The following is an 18,468-nucleotide window of genomic DNA, read 5'->3' as shown; positions in this document are numbered from 1 at the left end:
ACCAACACACTTGCTGCCTCAATGCCAAAAGCCATGGGGCCCTAGTCATGTAAACGGACGCTTTTCCTAATCTTTATCTAGAGGGGTATGCCAAATGGCCACTTGCCTTAAGCATCCTACAAGGAGAATATGTGCCCTCATTTGGAGGGACCTACGATGAACGAAGACCAACTCAAAGAAGCTTTGATCAACGCGACGCAAGATTTTTGGGCAGCCTGCGGCAGCCCGTTGCTGCTGAGCAACCTACCCAACTCTCTTTCTGAGAAAGGAATAGCAGACTATAAGTCCATCCTTGGAAACATTTCCTTGAAGTCCTTTGTCAGCACTTTAGCCAACCAAGGCAACCTCAAAGTTGTAACTCACCCGCAGCACCGCGCAAAGATCGGGCTTATTCCTGCCGAAGAGTCTTACGACTTTCTGCAAGATGAGAATGCTGTGAAGCAAAAGCAGAAGTTCTCCGGTGACAGCCACGCAGTCCGCCTGCTCGACATCCTCAGCAAGCTTGATGATCAGGATTTAGTAAACCTTAATATACCAGTCTCTGTGCTGGCAAAATTGCACCGCATGTCATGAACGTTTTCATTGCGCTGGCAACCACGAACGACTTTCTTCGAAAGGAATTCTTAAAGCTCCGCAATGGGGTCGCCCTTCCCGCCAACCTTAGTGAACAAGCGATAAAACTTGAACTGGGTACTCCAAAAGTTGAGCATTGGGAGACCCTAGAAGACTATTTCCACGCCAAATCAGCTTGCAATGACGCGCTGCTTGTACTGACGGATCAGGCTTGCGCAACAAAAATCGATTTCACTCCAACGGCACTTTTCAGCTACAGACTGGACATTCCCAAGCGAGTCGAGAGTCCTACCCCATTTCTGAAACATCACCTGTCTCGTCTGCTCAATCATTTCAGCGCATTCAAGCAGCTCAACGCAAGAGGTGAAAACTACCTTGTCTCTATCCTGCCGGCCATGAACTTTGATGCAGACGAATGGCGCCAACTCCTCAATAAAGTGCGTTGTGAAACACACACTGACACTTTCATCCCAGAGGTAGAAATTCTACTGGCAGACATTCGCAGAAAAAGGCGGAAACCCAGGCGTAAGAACAAGGACAGGACACATTTCTTTATAGATGATGATGATAAACATTTTTTATATGGGCCCGAGCATCACTCACACTTCGAAACAGGAGAACCTCACACCAAGTCTTGTGACCTCAACGGCAGATTCAGGTTTGGCAGAAAAGTGGATGATCCTCGCAGGCACTTCAACGTGAACCGCGGATCAGGGCGGAACCCATCGATTAAGGGGGCATTTGTAAATTGCCATAATGAGAGCTGTGATGTCACTAAAACATCGCACTTGAACATGTTCATGAACGACTTTTTTTGATCGCAAAAAAAAAGGGGAATCAATTAATTGATTCCCCTTTCCTGCAGCCTATCGCTTATTCCACCCTCACCGTCAATAGAAGAGATTGCTGCTCTGAAACAAGTCGTTTCTGGTGCTTTCCCAGCTATTGGCAACGCATTCATCAGTCGATGACCAGGCCGGTGTCCAACGTGTTGGATTCAGCAGCCCGGAAGGCGTGGAGCGTAGCGCTGTATCGTACGATATCATCCTAACAAACTTTCGCGCAACAAGACTCACCTCCTTCCGGTTGAGTAGCCTCGTAGATCGGCCCGAAATCCTGAGGTCATCCTTGAGATTTCCTCACTCGGAAACCCATCACAATCGAAAAACGGTTTCCTACTGCTTCTGATCACACTTTTTGCGAACGTGCCTCACATCTTGAGTGAGGTCCTCCATGAAGCTGCCACTGCGCCCTTCTCTTTCCCGCTTCAACGTACTGCAAATCCTTGCCTTGATCGTCCTGATCGGCATGCTGGTCTACCAGCAGTGGCAGATTCTCCACCTGAAAACAGGTTTTGAGTCAGCTGCAAACCTGGAAACCGTCAACGCCATCACCCAACGCATTAATGGCGTGGATGACCGGCTCGATGCCGCCAGCCAGCTGAAGTCCGTAACCATCGATGATTTCAGGGCCGCCCAGCAGGCGCTGTCAAACCGCATCGATGCCGTTCAAGCCCTCCTGAAGCAGGTGCAGGAGGCGGCGAAGGACGCTGCCCAGCAGGGTGCCACAATGGAAGAAGTTGTGGTCATGGGCGCTCGTATCGAGGAGCTGCAGGTGAAACTCCAAGACCTGCGTGCGGCCAAACCAGCATCTGTTCAAGTCACGGCAGCCAAGCCAAAGACTTCACCACCCTCCCGCAAAACAACAGCACAAACCAAAGCACCGGAGGCACCTCCACCGTTTTCGGTCGTGGGTGTGGAGTATCGCGGGGGCGAACGTTTCTTGTCAGTTGCCCCGCTTGGCAGCACTCAACTGAGTCAATTGAACTTGGTACGCCCGGGCGACGTGGTCGCGGGGAGCAACTGGCAGCTCAACAGCCTGGATGACTCGCGCGCCCTGTTCAGCATCAACGGCTCCACCCGCATTCTGCCCCTGCGCCCTTAGAGGTTCACATGTCCATTTACAACTTGCGAATGTTCACACTGACGGGAGTCATCCTGCTCTCAGCAACTGGCATGGCCAACGCCGCCAGCAATAGTTCAGCGCAGTCCACCAGTAGAGAGCAGCAGAGCGCCTTGCTAGACAGCCAATCGCAATCGAGCGACGAGATGCTGGCACCAGATTGGAACCTCAGCCCTCAAGAATGGCAGCGCTATCAAACGCTGATGCAGGGTTCACGAGGTGTGTATTCCCCCGGGCTGGATCCGCTGACTGCGTTGGGTATCGAAGCCCGCAATGATGAAGAGCGCCGGCGGTATGCAGAGCTCCAGGTCAAAGCCGAGGCTCAGCGCACGGCAAAAGAATTGGCTTATCAACGCGCATATGACGATGCCTTTAAACGCCTCTATCCCAATCTGATGCCCATCGCCAGTTCGGCATCTCAAGGGGCGACCGCGAGCCCTGCTAACCAGGGCAATGGCCGATTGGCAGTGTTCGTCAAGGACGATTGCCCGGAGTGCTCAGTTCGGGTTAAGGCCCTTCAAGCTCAGAAGCAGCCTTTTGACGTTTACATGGTGGGTAGCCAGAACGACGATGAGCGAATTCGCAACTGGGCGATTGTCTCGGGGATCGACCCTGCGAATGTCAGATCCCGACAAATCACCCTCAACCATGACGGTGGACGTTGGCTTGGCCTGAGCTTGGGTGGCGAGTTACCGGCCGTTGTGCGAGAGGTGAATGGGCAATGGCTGCGTCAGTGACGTGGGCAGGCCTTGCCCTGCTGTGCTTCGCGTTGACAAGCCATGCAGCCGAACTTCCCCCACCGGCTTATCAGTTGGCTGCCCACGCCGCGAACATTCCGTCGGAAGTGCTCTACTCGGTGGCACTGCAGGAAAGCGGGACGCCACTGCGGGGCCAACTGGTCCCGTGGCCTTGGACGCTGAACGTTGCCGGCGCTAGTTATCGTTTTGCAACCCGTGCCGATGCCTGCACCGCACTTATCATCGCACTCGCGCAGGCGGGTCCCAAGCGGGTCGACGTCGGATTAGGTCAGGTCAACATGGGCTGGAACGGCCAGAGATTTAAATCAAGCAATCCGTGCGACGCGCTCAATCCCTACAAGAACCTCGATGTAGCTGCACAGATGCTCGCCGAACTGCGCGCGCTTGGCGGTGACTGGATCACCGTAGCCGGACGCTATCACCGGCCTGCCGGCGGCGCTCCAGCCGCCAATTACCGCAAGGCCTTTGCCAAACATCTCAGCCGGGTAACCGGCATTCAAATGCTGGTGACCAATCCATGACCCGATCAGTGATCCTCGGCGCAGCGCTCTGCCTGCCATTTATGATCTGCCAAGCTGCAGAGCTCACCGTGGTTGAAGACAAAGGTGGTGACTCAGCGCTGCCTTACTATCGATCTCTCAATCCCGAGCCGTCCTCTTCTGTCTCAAATGACCTGACCTCGCAACTGGATCCTGTAGCAGCACAGGGCTTGCCGGTACGCACCACTCGAATGACTCCGGGGACAGTTCAGGGCCGAATCATCAACGCGCCAGGCCTGCAGCCTTTGTTCCTGATCGGTGACGACGAAACTTCACGCCGATGGCTACAAGAACGCGGTGCGGTGCTGAAGCAGATGCAGGCCGTAGGACTGGTGGTCAACGTGGCCACACAACAACGACTTGCCGTAGTCAGGAGTTGGTTGCCCGACGCGCTCGTGTCCCCCGCATCAGGTGACGAGCTTTCTCAACGACTCGGCCTGAATCACTATCCGGTGTTGATCACCCCAACCGCAATCGAGCAATAGGAGGTCGGGTTATGGCTCAGGATTACGCCATTGAATCACTTCTCAGACCCGCCGTAGAGCTGTACACCGTGTACGTGTGCGCTGCAGGTGCATTCCTGTGCGTGTTCGCTCCCTGGGCGTTTGCGCTTACTCCGCTGTTCGGCATCGTGACGTCCGCGGGCTTTCTCGCTTTGGGCTTAGTGCGTCTGAAACAAGCTTGGCAGGTGCTGCGCTATCGTCGAAACATCCGTCGACTGCCTCATTACACGATGACCAGTAAAGAAGTGCCGGTGAGCAATCAACGTCTGTTCATCGGTCTTGGCTTTCGCTGGCAGCAGCGCCATACCCAGCGGCTGATGGACACTTACCTGCCGAAGTACTCCAGCTACGTTGAAGCCACCCCACTGTTCCGCGCAGCGCGTCGTTTTGAGGAAAGAGCTGAGTTCGCCCCATACCCTGTCCGACTTCTGGCCAGAGCCACATCATGGGACGTGCCCATCAATCCTGTGCGACCTCTGCCACCCGTCGGTGGCTTGCCACGGCTGCACGGCATCGAGCCGTACGAGGAGAACGTCTCCCTCCCTTTGGGTGAGCGAGTAGGCCATTCGATTGTTCTGGGCACCACCCGTGTCGGAAAAACGCGCCTGGCTGAATTGTTCATCACTCAGGACATTCGGCGGAAAAAGCACGGCCAGCACGAGGTCGTCATCGTCTTTGATCCGAAGGGCGATGCAGATTTGCTCAAGCGCATGTATCTCGAAGCCAAACGCGCCGGCCGCCTGAACGAATTTTATGTGTTCCACCTGGGCTGGCCGGATCACTCGGCACGCTACAACGCCGTTGGGCGTTTTGGGCGGATCTCGGAGGTGGCCACCAGGATCGCTGGGCAACTCTCCGGGGAAGGTAACTCAGCAGCATTCCGTGAATTCGCCTGGCGTTTCGTGAACATCATCGCAAGAGCCCTCGTCGCGCTGGGCCGTCGACCTGACTACCTGCAGATCCAGCAGCACGTGATCAACATCGAAGGGATCTTCCAGGAGTATGCCTCTAAATACTTTGATGAATATGATCCAAAGGCCTGGGAGGCGATCGTCGCTATTGAGGGCAAGCTCAACGAAAAAAACGTACCGTTTAACATGAAGGGCCGGCCGTTCCGTGTGGTGGCCATCGATCAATACCTGTCTCAGACGCGCGTGGCAGATCCAGTGATGGATGGACTGCGCAGCGCGGTCCGCTACGACAAGACCTATTTCGACAAGATCGTCGCCTCGCTGCTGCCACTGCTTGAGAAGCTGACAACAGGCCGCATGGCGGAACTGATCTCGCCGGACTATCAGGACGTGAACGATCCTCGACCGATCTTTGACTGGATGCAGGTGGTCCGCAAAAAGGCCGTGGTCTATATCGGCCTGGACGCTTTGTCGGACACGGAGGTCGCCGCTGCCGTCGGCAACTCGATGTTCTCCGACCTGGTCTCGGTCGCAGGCCATATCTACAAGTTCGGCGTCGACGACGGACTACCGGGCGGCGTCCCTGGCACCAAGGTGCCTATCAACCTCCACGCCGATGAGTTCAACGAGCTGATGGGTGAGGAATTCATTCCGATGATCAACAAGGGCGGCGGTGCCGGCATGCAGGTGACTGCGTACACCCAGACCATGAGCGATATCGAAGCAAAGATAGGCAACAAAGCCAAGGCCGGCCAGGTGATCGGCAACTTCAACAACGTGTTCATGCTGCGCGTCCGCGAAACGTCCACCGCCGAGCTCCTGACAAACCAGTTGCCCAAGGTTCAGGTTTTCACGTCCACTCCGGCCAGCTCGGCGAATGACAGTGCAACGGGCAATACCGCGTTCACGTCCTCCAGTCATGACCAGGTGCAACAGGTCAGCGTGCCAATGATTGAGCCAGCGCATGTCGTCGGCCTGCCCAAGGGCCAATGCTTTGCGCTCATGGAAGGCGGCAATCTGTGGAAAGTCAGAATGCCTTTGCCTGGGCATGATCCTGATGAGGTGATGCCGGCAGATCTGCAGGCCTTGGCGGAAAGCATGCGTCAGACCTATCAGGTGGGCAAGGTCGACGACACGGGTTGGTGGACAGCGCCTGGTTATCAGACGCTCAACGAGTCCCTGCCTGCAGATCTGCTCGACGACTTCAAAAAAATCGCTGTTGCACCTGAGGATGCGGCATGACTCTCGGCGGGTTGAGCGATCGGCAAGGGGGCATCTGATATGGCTGACGTTGCCGATCGCGCGAAACAGCAACAAGACCACGAACAGTCGTTCATAGGATCTCTATTCACCCTGCCCTTCCGATTCGCGGCAGTAATGTTCCTCTCTCTGGGGGGAGCCATTATCGTCGAATGGATCTGCATGTACTTTTTCTGGCCGGAGGCCGGTTGGCAGCATGCTCGTGCAATGCTCGATCATGAACTCAGCTGGCTCTCCAAGGGGTTCCTGCAGAGTGTGGTTGTTCAAGAGCCTGGCCGAACAGCGACATGGCTGGTTCAAACCATGTATGACTGGCTGGTGGTGAAGACTGGGCTTCAGGACTGGGTTCAACACACCTCAGATTATGCTGCGACAGGACAACGATCACGCGGTTTCGATATGCGCTACATGCTCGGTGTGGGAGTCAGCAAGTTTCAGGATTACGGTCTTGCTGCGCTCTACACGACACTGGTGTTTTGCGTGCGCCTGGTGATCCTGACCCTCGCAATCCCGTTGTTTGTGATGACGGCGTTTGTTGGTTTTGTGGACGGGCTGGTGCGCAGAGATTTGCGGCGGTTCGGTGCCGGCCGCGAGTCCAGCTACCTGTATCACAAAGCTCGAGCAACGATGGTTCCGCTGGTGATCATCCCCTGGAGCCTTTATCTGGCTCTGCCATTCAGCGTGAGCCCTTTGCTAGTGCTCCTGCCATGCGCGGCACTGCTCGGCCTGGCGGTCAGCATTACGGCGTCCAGCTTCAAAAAATACCTTTAGGTGCCCTCCATGCAATGGACAGAAGAACAACTGCCAGCTATTCACTCCTTCGCGAAGAAGCTACTGGTCCAGGCGTTTGCCGGTACCGGGAAGACAACAACACTCGTCGGTTACGCCACGCATAACTCGTCGGTCAAAATGCTTTACCTCTGCTACAACAAAGCCGTTGAGATCGCGGCAAAGAACCGTTTTCCACGCAACGTGACCTGCAAAACAGCTCACGGCCTGGCCTACGCTGTTTATGGCAGCCAGTACAAACACAAGCAGGCTGGCAATCTGCGTTTGACCGACATTGCGAGGACGATCAATACGCAGGATTGGGAGCTGGCCAAAGACATCGTTTCGACCCTCAATTCCTTTATGGCCAGCAAGGATCTGGAGCTGCTGGAGGATCACTTTGTGCGATTCCAGAGCAACCGCAGACTGACGTCGGTCCAGCAGCAGTACATGAATAAAGCGCTCAACCTGACCAGAGACGTTTGGGAGAAAATGGTCGATATCAACGATCGCTCAGTCCCTATGACGCACGATGGCTATCTGAAGCTGTACCAGATGAGCCAGCCAGATCTGAGCCAGCGTTTCGGTGCGATTCTGCTAGACGAAGGGCAGGACGTGAACCCGGTGATCGCGAACCTGGTCCAGATCCAAACAATAACTCAAGTCACTGTAGGTGATCGGCATCAGCAGCTGTATCGGTTCAGAGGCGCTGTGGATGCTTTAAACAGCCCGGCGATGAAGGACGCCGAGAAACACTTCCTGACCCAGAGCTTCAGATTTGGACCGGCTGTTGCCTACGTGGCCAACGTCATCCTTTCCTTCAAGGGTGAAAAGATCCCCCTGCAAGGCCTGGGACAGCCGACGTTGGTGAAACGAGCCTTACCGGACGATCTCCCTCACCGCACCTACCTGCACCGCACTGTGAGCGGTGTGATCGAGAACGCGCTGCGCCTGGTCAACCAAAACCACCGCATGCAGTGGATCGGAGGGATCGACAGCTATTCCTTGCGCGATCTGGAGGACCTGTTCTATTTCAGCCGGCATATGAATGACCAGGTCCAACAGCGCAAATTGCTGACCGACTATGCCGATTACGACCAGTATGTCGTGATCGCGAAGGCCACGCAGGATCCTGAGATGCTGCGGTCGATCAAAATCATCGAAAACTATGCAGATCTGCCCCAACGAATCGAGCAACTGCGTGCTGCGTCTGTGTCGTCCGAGCTCGATGCAACCGTGACCCTTACCACTGCGCACAGAGCCAAAGGTCTGGAGTGGGACTTCGTTGGACTTTATGACGACTTTTCTGCTGATCCGCTTTCCCCTGACATCGACGCCGGCAAACGCGACGATGAGCTGAACCTTCTGTACGTAGCTGTCACACGAGCCATGAAGATTCTGGCTGTCAACTCGCTGGTGATCGACATCATGCAGCGCTTCAAAGACAACCGATCCGTAATCGCGGCCACTGCGTGAGGCTGACCCATGACCACTTTTGAATACACCCAGACCTTCGTCCCACTCCCCTACAAAACCGTTACCAGCGGCGTGCTGATGTTCAAGTCGACGGACGACACTACCGAACCGGACATCCACGGATATTTGAGCAACCCTGAAACGCTGGCCGTACTGAATCGCCACGGTAGAGAAGGATGGGAGCTGGTGAGCGTTCAGCAGATCAATCGTGGCCATGAACAAATTGGCAACCAAAACGCACAGGGCTGGGCGTTCGGTTACGCGATCAGCACCGGATTTTTGTTCTTCTTCAAACGCAGCACTGCATCTTTAACTTCATTGGACAAACCCCCTCAGACCTAAAAAGGGTTTCGTACTGATTCCATCCGGGCCGATGGTCATGCTGTGGGCATAGATTCCTACAGCTTCCAAGGCCCGCGACGTGAAAATCAAACTCCCCGCGATCAAACCAGCGTTTTCAAGCATGCAGATCTGCCTGTCTGCAGTCCTCATATGCACACCGCTGCTTTCCTCGCATGCCCGAGCAGCCGGTACGGCTTCCGAGCAAGCCAATGTGGAAGTCATGATTCGCCAGCTCAATGCGCTAGAGGCCGTTGCGCAGCGCAGCGCTGACCTGCCAAGTGAATCGGCTCAGCGCTATCACCTGGATTACTCCAGGTTAGTCAGCGACATAGCTCGCATCCGCCAGGGCCTGCAGGACTACCTGTCACCCTCCCGAGCTCAGCCCCGCGACCCCGTGGAGCTATCAGGCCATTACAACGTCAGCGGTGAACACACGCCATGACGATGTCCTCCACCCAAATCAGTGCATTTCAGGCCGCTGCCGGCTTTTCACCGGCCAACAGCAACACGCTGTGGACGGGGATCGCTATGGGCATCCTCACGTTATGGGGTGTCTGGGTCTTCCTAAGCATTTATCGGGGGTGGGCGACCCAAAACCTAGACCGAATGGTTGCTGCTGCCTCCGCAGCTCGCTGGGCAGTGCTGTTCATGATCATGACCTTCATGTTGTTGAGTTGATTTTTTCCAAGGAGATAAAGATGACGCTGCATTCATTGTTCACTCAGGCACGTGCCTTTTTGAAACGCCGGCCTTTTTCGGCCCTGCTGATGGCCGCTACCCCTGGCAGTAGTTTTGCGGCCCTACCGGGTGCACAAGCCCCCACGCGCGGCACTGGGACCAGCTTTCTTCAGACCTTCCAAAACTATGCCTACGACGGCTTCATGCTACTGGGTCTATGTTTGTGCGCGTTCGGCATCGTTCTGGTGGGGCGACATGCGCTGGGCGTCTACCACGAAATCCACATGGGCAAGGCCAAATGGGCTGACTTGGGCAGTACCGCCGTCGTCGGTGTTTGCCTGATTGGCGTCACGATCTACCTGGTCACCACCGCTACCAACATCCTTTAAGTCGCAGAGGCTCCCATGACTGAGCTCCAGCAAGATCAGCATGAAGACGGCACCCTGCGTTTTCTGCCCAGTCGCTTGAATAACCAGCCCGTGGTGATTGGTGGTCTTACGGCTGATGAGATGTGGGCAACCGTATTCGGCTGCAGCGGCATAGGCTTTGTGATTGGTCTGCCGCTGGCCTTCATCATCACACCATCAATGCCCGTGGTGTGCGCCCTGATAGGAGGAGTATTGGGACTGCTCATCGCATCTCGGGTCTTGCGACGCCTCAAACGCGGTAGACCGGAGACATGGATCTACCGCAGGGTCCAGCTCCAGACGGCAATGCTAGGCCCGACCTCATTCAACAAAGCCAACCTGGTCCTTCGATCAGGCAACTGGACTTGCCGCCGGAGCGAGCAACAATGAGCCGTTTCTTGAAGTTGGCCGACTCCCAGCGTGCCCACATCAACAGCTTGAGGATAGCGATTGTCTTGATCGCGCTGGTGGCAGCAGGCCTTGGTTTCGGCTGGTGGAGTGCGCCGAAGCAATTGACCGTTCACGTTCCGCCAGATCTGCGGTCTGGAAGCACGCGAATGTGGTGGGATGTCCCTCCCCAATCTGTATACACATTCGGCCTGTACATCTTTCAGCAGATGAACCGGTGGCCGGTCGACGGCGAGCAGGATTACCAAGCAAATATCACCCGTCTGGATGCTTACATCACGCCATCTTGCAAGCATTACCTGCAGAGTGATTTTGAACTGCGCAGGTCTAGCGGTGAGCTACGCAAGCGCGTGCGAGGCGTGTACGAAATTCCAGGTCGAGGCTATGGAGATTCGCCAGAGATCAGGACAGTGACCAACTCTATCGACGATTGGACTGTCACGCTCGATATCACAGCAGACGAGTATTACGGCGGGCAGTTGGTCAAGCGTGCCCTCGCGAGATATCCGCTCCACGTTGTACGTATGGACGTCGACCCTGAAACCAATCCCTTCGGTTTGGTCTGGGACTGCTACAACGGCGCACCACAACGCATCGAGGGCAATGTTGAAGCTCCCGCAACTCCGTCGAAAGGAGTCTTCAAATGAGTGTTTTGCGAGTAATCACATGCTCGACATTACTGGCGGTGGTGGCTGGTAACGCCCAAGTCGCCTCGGCGGTCGAGATTCTCCGCTGGGAGCGATTGCCACTGGCCATTCCACTGCGCATCAATCAGGAACGCATCGTCTTCGTTGATCAGAATGTTCGTGTTGGACTCCCGCGCTCGCTGACTGAAAAACTGCGGGTGCAGAGTACGGGCGGCGCGATCTACCTGTTTGCGAAGGAAGCGATTGAGCCCACACGGCTCCAGCTGCAGAACGCCAAGACCGGCGAGATCATTCTGGTCGACATCGCTGCTACAGAGGCCCCTACGGGCCAACCAGCGCTGGAGCCGGTGAAGATTGTGGAAGGTGAAACAACATCCGCACGCTATGGAGGGGCTGCTACAGCACGCTCAGCCAAAGCCACTACGAAGAGCACGGACTCATCCAGCCGTTCAAGCGATGAAGACGATGAACCAGAGGAAGTGGTCAAGCGAGAAACTCCCGTCCCAGTCGCCCTCACCCGCTATGCAGCCCAGATGCTCTATGCGCCATTGCGCACCGTTGAGCCTGTAGACGGCATCGCCCAGGTGAAGGTTGAGCGCAACCTTGATCTGGCCACCCTGCTTCCCACTCTACCTGTGAAGTCCACACCCTTAGGTGCATGGCGTCTGGATGATTATTGGGTGACTGCTGTGAAGCTGCAGAATCAGACGACGCAGCGCATCACGCTTGACCCTCGCGAGCTCATGGGTGAATTCGTCACTGCAGCGTTTCAACATCCTTACCTTGGATCACGCGGCGATGCCAGTGACACCACGACCTTGTACTTGGTCACGCGAGGACACGGGCTGACACAGGCGGCTGTATTCTCGGCGACCCAAGCAGATCCGCGTGCAGCGCAAGGAGCGAAGCATGAAAGGTAATCCGCTGCTCAAGTACCTGGTGATTCCATTCCTCCTGATTGTGATTTTCGTCGGCATCAAATCACTGGGAAGTGCCCCCGCACCAATTACCGAAACCCCTGCTCCAAAACTGACGGCTGAGCAAGCCAAAGCTCTTGGTGTGGAAGGCGACACGCCGAGCGACACGCTGCGCACGGTCGTCGCTGAAGGACGCGAGCTCAAGCAACAGATCACAGACGTCATTGCGCAGAACAATGCCTACAAGCAGGACAACGAGACGCTCAAACAACGACTGGCAAACGTTGACCAGAACGTCGAACAGCGCCTTAAAAACGCACAGGAGCAGTTCAAGCTGGATAGTCAGCAGCAACAGCAGAGCGTGCTGGAGGGCTTGCGCAAACAGATGGATGAACTGACCCGAATGGGACAAAACAGTAATTCCAATTCGGACCTACCGATTGGTTTGGGTGTTCAGCCTGGTGATGGCCAACAGTTCAAATCGGAAACAAGCGGTTCAGACATCGTGTGGATTGATCCACAGGACGCGACGGCCCTGGACAGTAACGGTAAACCGATCACTGCCGGCAATAGCGTCCCAGCCAGCGCCTACAGCTTTCCTACAGCCTTCGGCGAGTCCGTAGACCGAGGCCAGAAAGCGCTCACAACAGGCGCTCAGTCTGTCCGCGATGACATGGGTGGCCAGCAACAGGAACGTAAGAAGGTACGTCGTGCCTATACCCTGCCTCAGAACTCGACGTTGATGGGATCTGTGGCCATGTCAGCGCTGATTGGGCGAGTCCCTGTTGATGGGACGGTTAATGACCCCTACCCGTTCAAGGTCCTGATCGGTCCCGACAACCTGACCGCCAATGGCATCGACCTTCCCGACGTAGCGGGTGCCGTGGCCAGCGGTACAGCATCCGGCGACTGGACCCTCTCATGCGTGCGGGGGCAGATCAAAAGTCTGACCTTCGTGTTTACCGACGGCACGGTCCGCACGCTGCCAGCACCGGTTCAGGGCGGGAATCAACAGAACAACAACCAGAACAACTCTGGAGACCAACAACCCATCCAGGGTGGTCTGGGCTGGATCAGTGATCCATACGGCATTCCCTGTATCGCGGGCGAGCGACGCAGCAATGCTCAGCAGTACATCGGCTCACAAGCCCTCATTACCGCAGCCGGTGCTGGAGCAGCATCGTTGATCAAGACCGAGGGAAGCACCTCCTCTTACGTCTCGAACGCTTCTGGGACGCTGGGTAGCACCGGTTTGTCTGGTAACGAGGCGATGGGAAAGATCCTGACCCAAGGAGTCACGGACGTTTCGAGCTGGGTTAACAAACTCTATGGACAAGCGTTCGCGGCCATTTATGTACTGCCTGGTGCGCAAGTCTCGCTGCACATCGATCAAGAGCTGGAAATTGACTACGAACTCAAAGGCCGCAAGGTCAAGTACGCCTCAGGAGCGAACCATGCCAATGCCAACCTGGATTGATCACTTGGGGTCAGCGCGCAGCGCGCTGTTGTATTGCGTTCTCACCGCGGGATTGCTGGCTGGATGCTCGACAAACAAAGAGCAAATGCTGCCACATGGTCAAAACACCATGATGGACGCCTGGAATCAAGGCACGAGCGGTTCGGCCGGGAGCGCTAGTGGCCGGCAGTTGCTCGATGCGCGTTCGGAGTTGCGCCGTCCAATCGATGTACGCGCTACCCAGCCCTTGCAGGACAGCGCGGCGTACACCCGTACCGCTCAAAACGAGATCTACAGCCAGTTCAAACGACTGCCCAATCCGGATCTTGTCATGTATGTGTTTCCGCACCTTGCGGGCTCCGATCCAGCACCAGTCCCTGGCTACACCACTGTGTTCCCTCTCTATCAGCGTGTGCAGTACGCCATGCCTGGCGAGCGGGTCGAGGACTACTGATGACTTTTTTTCAACGGCTCAAAAGCCGCGCGTCCCTCAATTCAGCTACGCAGACGGATATAGCGGGCGACCCTCTGCTGAGCGAGCCTTCAGCGGTCGAACTTGAACAGCCTGAGGGTGATCTGGTTGAGGATTTGAAAGCTTCAGATCAAAACGATGTGGATGCTGCCCTTGAACGTTACCTGAAGCGACTGGAGGATCAGGGCATACCCGCGCCAGGCGATTGGAGAAACCCGAAGCAGAAGCCTGCCACAGTTGGCGACGTCGCCGCGCTGTACGACGTCAAGCCGAGCTTTGTCGACCTCCTTCCATGGATTGAGTACCTGCCAGCTGAGCAAGCGATGCTGCTTGAGGATGGCAAATCCTTGGCAGCATTCTTCGAACTGACTCCGATCGGCACTGAAGGCCGTGATCCCGAATGGCTTCGCAAGGTGCGCGATGCCTTGGAGAACGCGCTGCAAAACAGTTTTGACGAGCTCGATACCTCACCTTGGGTTGTACAGTTCTACGCGAAGGACGAAACCAGCTGGGATGACTACCTTCGGAACCTGCGTGAATACATCCGACCACAGGCTAAAGGCAGCCCGTTCTCGGAGCTGTACCTGGATCTTTTCAAACATCACCTCGATGCAATCGCCAAACCTGGTGGTCTTTTTGAAGACACCACAGTTTCAAAATTGCCTTGGCGTGGCCAGCAACGCCGCGTGCGGGTTGTCGTGTATCGCCGGGTAGTCGGTGATGCAGCGTTCCGTGGCCAAACCCCTGCCATGCACCTGGACAACATTTGTCAGCGTTTCACAGGAGGTCTGGCCAACGCCGGCATTAAAAGCAAACGGATGGACGGCTACGACATCCGACACTGGCTCCTGCAGTGGTTCAACCCTCACCCCGATCACCTGGGAACGACGCTCAAAGACTTTGATCGCTTCTTTCAACTGGTGAACAAACGCACAGAGGATGCCGGCGAGGATCTCCCACTGGTCACTGGCGACGACTTCGCCCAGGGACTCTTTTATCGAGAGCCAAAATCCGACAGTCAAAAAGGCTTGTGGTACTTCGATGGCCAGCCTCACAGAGTCATCATGCTGGATCGGCTGCGCGAAGCCCCGAAGACCGGCCACCTGACTGGCGAAACACGTAAAGGCGGTGATGCCTTGCATGCCCTGTTCGACAAGTTGCCTGAGGACACTGTGTTGGCCATCACCCTGGTCATCACCCCTCAGGACGTGCTGGAGGCTCATCTTGAAAAGCTGGCACGCAAGTCGGTGGGTGACAATCAAGCTTCACTACTGACCCGCGAAGCGGTAAACGATGCCAGGAAACTGATCGGTCGTGAGCACAAGCTGTACCGAGGCAGCATCGCCTTTTACCTCAAGGGAAATGACGAAGCACAGCTCACCGCGCGCAGCATGCAATTGACCAACGCATTGCTGGGTGCCGGTATGGAACCCGTAGCATCTGACGACGAGGTGGCCCCGCTCAACAGCTACCTGCGTTGGCTTCCCGGGAACTTCGACGTCAATCAAAAGCGAGCCATGGACTGGTACGTGCAGATGATGCTCGCCCAGCATGTTGCAAACCTGTGCCCGGTGTGGGGTCGCTCCAGTGGTACTGGGCATCCTGGCATCACGCTATTCAACCGTGGTGGGGCTCCACTGACATTTGATCCATTCAACAAGCTGGACCGTCAGATGAATGCCCACATGTTTCTGTTCGGCCCCACAGGGGCAGGTAAGTCTGCCACGTTGAATAACCTGCTCAACCAGCTCATTGCGGTTTACGCTCCCCGCCTGTTCATCGTCGAGGCGGGTAACAGTTTCGGCCTCTTAGGGGATTTCGCGAAAAAGCTTGGGTTGACGGTCAACAGGATCAAGCTGGCCCCGAACTCGGGCGTTAGCCTGGCTCCGTTCGCCGACGCTATTCGATTGGTAAACACCCCGAGCCAGGTCAAGACCTTGGACGCTGATGACCTAGAAAGCTCTGACGAGGACATGAATGCCAAGCCCGATGAGGACGATGATGAACGGGATGTCCTCGGCGAGATGGAAATCGTAGCTCGCTTGATGATCACCGGCGGTGAGGAAAAAGAGGAAGCTCGGCTGACCCGGGCTGACCGCAGCGTAATCCGACAGTGCATCCTTGCAGCGGCCAGAATTTGTTCCGACGCCGATCGCACCGTCCTGACGGAAGATGTCCGCAATGCGTTGCGCGCGGCCGGTGAAGACACCTCCATTCCTGAGGGGAGACGCAATCGCATGCTTGAAATGGCCGAAGCCATGGACATGTTTTGCATGGGCGCCGACGGGGAGATGTTCAACCGTACTGGTACGCCTTGGCCTGAGGCAGATCTGACCATCGTCGACCTGGCCACCTACGCACGTGAGGGCTACAACGCCCAGTTGTCGATCGCTTACATCTCACTGATCAACACCGTGAACAACATAGCGGAGCGTGATCAGTACAAGGGCCGTCCTCTGGTCAACGTGACAGACGAAGGCCACATCATTACCAAAAACCCCCTCCTCGCCCCTTACATTATGAAGATCACCAAAATGTGGCGAAAGCTCGGAGCCTGGTTCTGGCTGGCAACACAGAACATGGATGACTTTCCTCCCTCAACTGCACCAATGCTCAACATGATCGAGTGGTGGATCTGTTTGAACATGCCGCCTGACGAAGTGGAAAAGATCTCCCGTTTCCGTGAGCTCACACCTGCCCAGAAGGGCTTGATGCTGTCAGCACGCAAAGAGAGCGGTAAATACACCGAAGGCGTTGTTCTTTCGAAATCGATGGAAGTCCTGTTTCGCGCAGTTCCGCCGAGCCTGTACCTGGCACTGGCCATGACCGAGCCGGAAGAGAAAAAACAGCGTTACGACCTGATGCAGTCCATGGGTGTCGACGAGTTGGGAGCTGCCCTGGAAGTAGCTGCAGATCTCGACCGGAAACGAGGTATTGAACCCCTGAACATTACATTCCCAACACCCCGTGCATTGGAGAACCTGGCATGAGAGCCATGGATGCCCTGACTCAAAACCTGATCGACAGTCTGACTCAAATACTTCAGTGCCCGCAGGAAGACTCCCTGCTCGCATTGAAAATCTGCGCGCCGGTACTGATCGAGCACTTACAAGTCGTCAAACATGTAGCGGTAGATCGCCGAGAGATTCAGTCTCAACTGCACAAAGCTTTGGATCAGTGGCTTGAGCATCACCCTCAGCCTGTAAGCGCCCAGAAAGCTCTTCTGACGCTGCTGGATCAGGAGCTGCTGGCAAAACAGCTCCTCGACAAAGAGGCCTCCGCATGAAGCGACCGACGCGCCGGCAAATCCTCTACTGCATCGGTGCGGTCGCCTTGGCTATCTCACCTTTTCTGCTGACCGAGCTGCAGAATAAGCCTGGCGTCACAGGTGGCCCCGTGGCGCCGGCAGCCGATCAGAAAAGACAAAGTGGCGGATGGGTCTACGGGAGCCGTGAGGCCCGTTTCACCATCGTCGAATATGCAGATCTGGAATGCCCCTACTGCAAGGATTACTTCCCACGCCTCAAAGCCTGGATTGATCAGCATTCGGACGTGAATCTTCAGTGGCACCATCTGCCCCTGTCGATGCATGAGCCTGCAGCGAGCTATGAAGCTCGGTGGGCCGAGTGCGCGGGGATCGAGAGAGGCAATGACGCCTTCTGGCTCGCAGTCGAGCTCATTTATCAGCGTACTCGGTCAAACGGTAACGGAACTGCGGGCAATCCGCAGATCCCCGGGCTTGAAGATCGACAGCACTTGATCGATACCTGTGCTGCGAGCAACCCGTCCGTGCAACAGGCAGTCATTAGCCAGGCTCACAAGGCAAGCCAGGACGGCATCACGGCCACACCTACGCTAGTCATCAAGGACAAACAATCTGGCCGCTCGATCAAGCTGCAGGGAGCACCTGACGGTGACGTGCTTCTTTCCGCAATAGATTGGCTAGCTGCGAGGCCGGCCGCTGGTGATCACCAGTGAACACAAACGTCTTTAAGAGCGAAGTATTGGTCAGCTCATGCCACCCAGTCCTAGGTAGAGTGTACTGGAGCTTCGTCTGGAACGGCGACTGCAACTACCCCGACTATTATGGAATCACCGACAGTCGCGATTTCGCAATGCGACTGCCCCAAGGATGGCGCGATCATGATTACCTTAACTGGGCGCACAGATCCCACGTATACAAGGTATTCGATCCAGACAGCTTCAATAGCGACTATGTGCTGGAGTGGCGCGAGGAAGATCCAGATAACGAGGATCAGCCGGCGCAGTGCCAGCGTTTGACGGGACGGTTGGCCAACCTCCAATCAAGAAGTGGTCAAAGCATTGAAGAGTTCAGATACTGGATGTTCCACGCAGATTGGCAGGACATTCCATACCTGAAGCTGGTTTGA

The 18,468-nt window shown here is 55.9% G+C and carries 22 protein-coding genes; all 22 read left to right on the top strand.

From position 1 onward, the window contains the following. The first annotated feature begins 156 nt into the window (after positions 1 to 156). The gene (locus tag AC54XV_RS03970) at positions 157 to 573 is read left to right on the top strand and encodes a hypothetical protein (protein ID WP_496717964.1); all 417 of its coding nucleotides are present in this window, start codon (positions 157 to 159) and stop codon (positions 571 to 573) included. After that, positions 570 to 1,391 (top strand): hypothetical protein, encoded by an 822-nt coding sequence (locus tag AC54XV_RS03965; RefSeq protein ID WP_496717962.1) that lies wholly within the window; start codon positions 570 to 572, stop codon positions 1,389 to 1,391. The genes AC54XV_RS03970 and AC54XV_RS03965 overlap by 4 nt, the downstream gene beginning before the upstream one ends. Before the next feature lie 415 nt (positions 1,392 to 1,806). After that, positions 1,807 to 2,517 (top strand): hypothetical protein, encoded by a 711-nt coding sequence (locus AC54XV_RS03960; protein WP_496717960.1) that lies wholly within the window; start codon positions 1,807 to 1,809, stop codon positions 2,515 to 2,517. Positions 2,518 to 2,525: 8 nt separating this feature from the next. Continuing rightward, the gene (locus AC54XV_RS03955) at positions 2,526 to 3,272 is read left to right on the top strand and encodes a TIGR03759 family integrating conjugative element protein (protein WP_496717958.1); all 747 of its coding nucleotides are present in this window, start codon (positions 2,526 to 2,528) and stop codon (positions 3,270 to 3,272) included. Then, positions 3,257 to 3,814, top strand: a complete 558-nt coding sequence (locus tag AC54XV_RS03950) for a lysozyme family protein (protein ID WP_016567471.1) — start codon at positions 3,257 to 3,259, stop codon at positions 3,812 to 3,814. The genes AC54XV_RS03955 and AC54XV_RS03950 overlap by 16 nt, the downstream gene beginning before the upstream one ends. Beyond that, positions 3,811 to 4,317: an integrating conjugative element protein gene (locus AC54XV_RS03945; RefSeq protein ID WP_496717956.1), complete on the top strand. Its 507-nt coding sequence runs from the start codon at positions 3,811 to 3,813 to the stop codon at positions 4,315 to 4,317. Before AC54XV_RS03950 ends, AC54XV_RS03945 begins: the two co-directional genes overlap by 4 nt. Before the next feature lie 11 nt (positions 4,318 to 4,328). Continuing rightward, the gene (gene traD, locus AC54XV_RS03940) at positions 4,329 to 6,488 is read left to right on the top strand and encodes a type IV conjugative transfer system coupling protein TraD (RefSeq protein ID WP_496717954.1); all 2,160 of its coding nucleotides are present in this window, start codon (positions 4,329 to 4,331) and stop codon (positions 6,486 to 6,488) included. 39 nt (positions 6,489 to 6,527) lie between these two features. Then, complete coding sequence (locus AC54XV_RS03935; RefSeq protein WP_496717953.1) at positions 6,528 to 7,277, top strand: TIGR03747 family integrating conjugative element membrane protein; 750 nt, start codon at positions 6,528 to 6,530, stop codon at positions 7,275 to 7,277. Between the two features lie 9 nt (positions 7,278 to 7,286). Further along, positions 7,287 to 8,750, top strand: coding sequence for a UvrD-helicase domain-containing protein (locus AC54XV_RS03930; RefSeq protein WP_496717951.1), 1,464 nt, complete (start codon positions 7,287 to 7,289; stop codon positions 8,748 to 8,750). A 9-nt stretch (positions 8,751 to 8,759) separates the two neighbouring features. Then, positions 8,760 to 9,092 (top strand): DUF4177 domain-containing protein, encoded by a 333-nt coding sequence (locus tag AC54XV_RS03925; RefSeq protein ID WP_060400885.1) that lies wholly within the window; start codon positions 8,760 to 8,762, stop codon positions 9,090 to 9,092. A gap of 79 nt (positions 9,093 to 9,171) precedes the next feature. Beyond that, on the top strand, positions 9,172 to 9,534 hold the full coding sequence (locus AC54XV_RS03920) for an integrative conjugative element protein, RAQPRD family (protein WP_003435727.1): 363 nt from the start codon (positions 9,172 to 9,174) through the stop codon (positions 9,532 to 9,534). Then, positions 9,531 to 9,770 carry a TIGR03758 family integrating conjugative element protein gene (locus AC54XV_RS03915; protein WP_005895397.1) on the top strand — a complete coding sequence of 80 codons (240 nt, stop codon included), beginning with the start codon at positions 9,531 to 9,533 and terminating at the stop codon, positions 9,768 to 9,770. The genes AC54XV_RS03920 and AC54XV_RS03915 overlap by 4 nt, the downstream gene beginning before the upstream one ends. A 20-nt stretch (positions 9,771 to 9,790) precedes the next feature. Beyond that, a complete protein-coding gene (locus tag AC54XV_RS03910; RefSeq protein WP_003435724.1) occupies positions 9,791 to 10,159 on the top strand; it encodes a TIGR03745 family integrating conjugative element membrane protein in 369 nt (122 codons plus the stop codon). 15 nt (positions 10,160 to 10,174) lie between these two features. Then, the gene (locus tag AC54XV_RS03905) at positions 10,175 to 10,567 is read left to right on the top strand and encodes a TIGR03750 family conjugal transfer protein (RefSeq protein WP_003435722.1); all 393 of its coding nucleotides are present in this window, start codon (positions 10,175 to 10,177) and stop codon (positions 10,565 to 10,567) included. Continuing rightward, on the top strand, positions 10,564 to 11,232 hold the full coding sequence (locus AC54XV_RS03900; protein WP_148193547.1) for a PFL_4703 family integrating conjugative element protein: 669 nt from the start codon (positions 10,564 to 10,566) through the stop codon (positions 11,230 to 11,232). Before AC54XV_RS03905 ends, AC54XV_RS03900 begins: the two co-directional genes overlap by 4 nt. Next, entirely contained in the window at positions 11,229 to 12,152 is a 924-nt protein-coding gene (locus AC54XV_RS03895; RefSeq protein ID WP_148193546.1) for a TIGR03749 family integrating conjugative element protein, read from the top strand. The genes AC54XV_RS03900 and AC54XV_RS03895 overlap by 4 nt, the downstream gene beginning before the upstream one ends. Further along, entirely contained in the window at positions 12,142 to 13,626 is a 1,485-nt protein-coding gene (locus AC54XV_RS03890; RefSeq protein ID WP_148193545.1) for a TIGR03752 family integrating conjugative element protein, read from the top strand. Before AC54XV_RS03895 ends, AC54XV_RS03890 begins: the two co-directional genes overlap by 11 nt. Further along, complete coding sequence (locus AC54XV_RS03885; RefSeq protein ID WP_496717946.1) at positions 13,604 to 14,059, top strand: TIGR03751 family conjugal transfer lipoprotein; 456 nt, start codon at positions 13,604 to 13,606, stop codon at positions 14,057 to 14,059. The genes AC54XV_RS03890 and AC54XV_RS03885 overlap by 23 nt, the downstream gene beginning before the upstream one ends. After that, positions 14,059 to 17,067, top strand: a complete 3,009-nt coding sequence (locus AC54XV_RS03880; RefSeq protein ID WP_496717944.1) for a conjugative transfer ATPase — start codon at positions 14,059 to 14,061, stop codon at positions 17,065 to 17,067. The genes AC54XV_RS03885 and AC54XV_RS03880 overlap by 1 nt, the downstream gene beginning before the upstream one ends. After that, positions 17,064 to 17,363: a hypothetical protein gene (locus AC54XV_RS03875; RefSeq protein WP_496717942.1), complete on the top strand. Its 300-nt coding sequence runs from the start codon at positions 17,064 to 17,066 to the stop codon at positions 17,361 to 17,363. The genes AC54XV_RS03880 and AC54XV_RS03875 overlap by 4 nt, the downstream gene beginning before the upstream one ends. Next, positions 17,360 to 18,055, top strand: a complete 696-nt coding sequence (locus tag AC54XV_RS03870) for a DsbA family protein (protein WP_496717940.1) — start codon at positions 17,360 to 17,362, stop codon at positions 18,053 to 18,055. Before AC54XV_RS03875 ends, AC54XV_RS03870 begins: the two co-directional genes overlap by 4 nt. Further along, positions 18,052 to 18,468, top strand: a complete 417-nt coding sequence (locus tag AC54XV_RS03865) for a hypothetical protein (RefSeq protein ID WP_103392881.1) — start codon at positions 18,052 to 18,054, stop codon at positions 18,466 to 18,468. The genes AC54XV_RS03870 and AC54XV_RS03865 overlap by 4 nt, the downstream gene beginning before the upstream one ends.

The organism is Pseudomonas fragariae (ex Marin et al. 2024), from assembly GCF_059621105.1.
This window is presented reverse-complemented; position numbering and strand designations above follow the sequence as displayed.